The organism is Micromonospora sp. URMC 106, from assembly GCF_051386395.1.
Classification (GTDB): domain Bacteria; phylum Actinomycetota; class Actinomycetes; order Mycobacteriales; family Micromonosporaceae; genus Micromonospora.
The window spans coordinates 1-3,718 of sequence record NZ_JBPQTP010000207.1 but is presented as its reverse complement, the minus strand read 5'-3'; the positions used below and the strand labels follow the sequence as shown (position 1 = coordinate 3,718).

General features: G+C 72.4%; 2 protein-coding genes. Both read left to right on the top strand.

The window, feature by feature from the left end:
- On the top strand, positions 1–1,218 hold a 1,218-nt coding region (locus ACSNOB_RS31615), incomplete at its 5' end, for a thiolase family protein (protein ID WP_436691058.1).
- Complete coding sequence (locus ACSNOB_RS31610; protein WP_436691056.1) at positions 1,215–3,317, top strand: 3-hydroxyacyl-CoA dehydrogenase NAD-binding domain-containing protein; 2,103 nt, start codon at positions 1,215–1,217, stop codon at positions 3,315–3,317. The genes ACSNOB_RS31615 and ACSNOB_RS31610, both read left to right, overlap by 4 nt.
- Positions 3,318–3,718: the final 401 nt, after the last annotated feature.

The following is a 3,718-nucleotide window of genomic DNA, read 5'->3' as shown; positions in this document are numbered from 1 at the left end:
CCCCGTGAAGTCCGGGATGTCGTCTTCGTCGACGGCGTCCGCACCCCCTTCGGCAAGGCGGGTGGCATGTACGCCAACACCCGCGCCGACGACCTGGTGATCCGCTGCATCCGCGAGCTGCTGCGCCGTAACCCGCAGCTGCCGCCGGAGCGGGTCGAGGAGGTCGCCATCGCCGCCACCACCCAGATCGGCGACCAGGGCCTGACCATCGGCCGGACCGCCGCCCTGCTGGCCGGCCTGCCCAAGACCGTCCCCGGTTTCGCGATCGACCGGATGTGCGCCGGCGCGATGACCGCGGTGACCACCGTCGCCAGCGGCATCGCCATGGGCGCGTACGACGTCGCCATCGCCGGAGGCGTCGAGCACATGGGCCGCCACCCGATGGGCGAGGGCGTCGACCCGAACCCGCGGATCGTCGCCGAGAAGCTGGTCGACCCGTCCGCCCTGGTCATGGGCGCCACCGCGGAGAACCTGCACGACCGGGTACCGCACATCACCAAGGAGCGCACCGACGCCTTCGCGCTCGCCTCGCAGCAGAAGACCGCCAAGGCGTACGCCAACGGCAAGCTCCAGGACGACCTGGTGCCGATGGCGATCCGCGACGCCGACGGCGGCTGGGGCCTGGCCACGGTGGACGAGGCGCCCCGGGACACCTCGCTGGAGAAGCTCGCCACCCTGAAGACCCCGTTCCGCCCGCACGGCAAGGTCACCGCGGGCAACGCGGCCGGCCTGAACGACGGCGCCACCGCGAGCCTGCTCGCCTCCGAGGACGTCGCCCGCGAGCTGGGCCTGCCCGTCGCCATGCGGCTCGTCTCGTTCGGCTTCGTCGGCGTCGAGCCCGAGGTGATGGGCGTCGGCCCGATCCCGTCGACCGAGAAGGCGCTGCGCCTCGCCGGGCTGAGCATCGACGACATCGGCCTGTTCGAGCTGAACGAGGCGTTCGCCGTGCAGGTGCTCGCCTTCCTCGACCACTTCGGCATCGCCGACGACGACCCCCGGGTCAACCCGTGGGGCGGCGCGATCGCCATCGGTCACCCGCTCGCCTCCTCGGGCGTACGGCTGATGACCCAGCTCGCCCGGCAGTTCGCCGAGCACCCGGAGGTCCGCTACGGCCTCACCGCCATGTGCATCGGCATCGGCATGGGCGGCACCGTGATCTGGGAGAACCCGCACTGGACGGAGTCCAGCAAGCCAGCTCAGGGGGAGGGCAACAAGTGAGCGCGCTCGCCGCACCGAACGAGGTCGTCACCAGGGCGCTGCTGCGCCAGGTGAACGTACCGGGGCTGGACCGGCCGGCCGCCCTGATCACCCTGGACAACGGCTTCGACCACACCAAGCCGAACAGCTTCGGCCCGGGCGGCCTGACCAGCCTGGACGAGGCCATCACCGCCGCGGTGGCGGCCAACCCGGCGTTCATCGCGGTCACCGGCAAGCCGTACGTCTTCTGCGTGGGCGCGGACATCACCAGCCTCCCGCAGCTCGCCGACCGCGAGCAGGCACTGGAGATCGGCCGGCTCGGCCACCGGGTCTTCGCCCGCCTCCGGGACAGCGAGATCCCGACCTTCGCCTTCGTCAACGGCGCGGCGATGGGCGGCGGCCTGGAGCTGGCCCTGCACTGCCACTACCGGACGCTCTCCGGCGGCGCGGCGGCGCTGGCCCTGCCCGAGGTCTCCCTCGGGCTGGTCCCCGGCTGGGGCGGCACCCAGCTGCTGCCGAACCTGATCGGCATCCCGGCGGCGACCCAGGTGATCATCCAGAACCCGCTGATGCAGAACAAGATGCTCAGGCCGAAGCAGGCCGCCGAGATGGGCATCGCGGACGTGCTGCTGGAGCCGGCCGACTTCCTGGAGCGGTCCCTGGAGTGGGCCGCCGGCGTCGTGCGGGGCGAGGTCACCGTGACCCGGCCCGAGGTCGACAAGGACATGTGGGCGGGCGTGCTCTACTTCGCCCGGCAGACCCTGGACCAGCGGCTGCACGGCGCGGTCCCGGCCGCGTACAAGGCGCTGGACCTGCTGGAGACGGCGAAGGACGCCGACTTCGCCACCGGCACCGCCGCCGAGGACGAGGCCCTCGCGGACCTGGTCTTCTCCGAGGAGCTGCGCAGCGGCCTGTACGCCTTCGACCTGGTGCAGCGGCGGGCCAAGCGGCCGGCCGGCGCGCCGGACAAGGGCCTCGCCCGCCCCGTCACCAAGGTCGGCATCGTCGGCGCCGGCCTGATGGCCAGCCAGCTCGCCCTGCTCTTCGCCCGCCGCCTCCAGGTGCCGGTCGTCATGACCGACCTGGACCAGGCCCGGGTGGACTCCGGCGTCGGCTACGTGCACACCCAGATCGAGAAGGCCGTCAGCAAGGGCCGGATGGACAAGGGCACCGCCGCCAAGCTGTACGGCCTGGTCAGCGGCGCGGCGAAGGCAGAGGCCTTCGCCGCGGCACAGCCGGGCCAGCTCACGTCGTTCGCTGACTGTGACTTCGTCATCGAGGCCGTCTTCGAGGACCTGGCCGTCAAGAAGCAGGTCTGGGCCGAGCTGGAGAAGATCGTCAAGCCGGAGGCGGTGCTGGCCACGAACACCTCCTCCCTGTCGATCACGGCGATGGCGCAGGAGCTGGAGCACCCCGAGCGGGTGGTCGGCTTCCACTTCTTCAACCCGGTCGCGGTGCTGCCGCTGCTGGAGATCGTCCGGGGCGAGCGGACGGACGACGCCACCCTCGCCACCGCGTTCGCGGTGGGCAAGCAGCTGAAGAAGTCCTCGGTGCTGGTCAAGGACGCGCCGGCGTTCGTGGTCAACCGGCTGCTCACCCGCTTCCTCGGCACGGTCTTCGCCGCCGTCGACCAGGGCACCCCGCTGGACGTCGCGAACAGCGCGCTGGACCCGCTGGGCCTGCCGATGCGCCCGCTTGCCCTGCTCCAGCTCGTCGGGCCGGCCGTCGCGTACCACGTGGGCGGCACCCTGCACGCCGCGTTCCCGGACCGGTTCGGGGTCAGCGAGAACCTCAAGCGGATCGCCGACTCCGGCCAGCCGATCGTCGTCGACGACGAGGTCAACGCCGAGGTGGCGAAGCTGCTCGTGGTCGGCGACCAGCCGCTGACCGCGGAGCAGGTGCGCCAGAACGCGCTCGACGCGCTGGCGCAGGAGATCCGCCTCATGCTCGACGAGGGCGTCGTCGCCGAGGCGCAGGACATCGACCTGTGCATGATCCTCGGTGCCGGCTGGCCGTTCCACCTGGGCGGCGTCACGCCGTACCTGGACCGGACCGGCACCTCCGAGCGGGTCACCGGCCGACGGTTCCTGCCGCACGGGGTCGCCAGCCTGCCCGCCTGATCCACACCGCTCCCCCGCGTTCGCGGTGGTCGCCCCGTCCCGCTTGGATGGTGGCGGCCACCGCGATCGTCGTTGCGGCCGATACGGTCGGGATCGGGACAGCGGTACCGTGCCGTGGCTGGCTACGATCACCCGTTCGCACCCTCGCCTGGAGCTGATCCATGTCCTCACCGCCGGTCGATCCCTGGTCCGGGCAGCCGGAGCACGACACGCACTACGACTTCCACCCGCCGCACCCGGGTGGTCACCCCGTGCCACCGGCCGAGGGCTGGTCACCGCCGGTCGCGCAGCCGCCGTACCACGCCGGCTGGTCCGCCGCGCCGACCTCCGGCCCCCCGCCGGCCGGGTAGCCGTCCTGCCGCGTGGCGGGGTAGCCGCCGTACGGCTGGTGGGGGTACGGC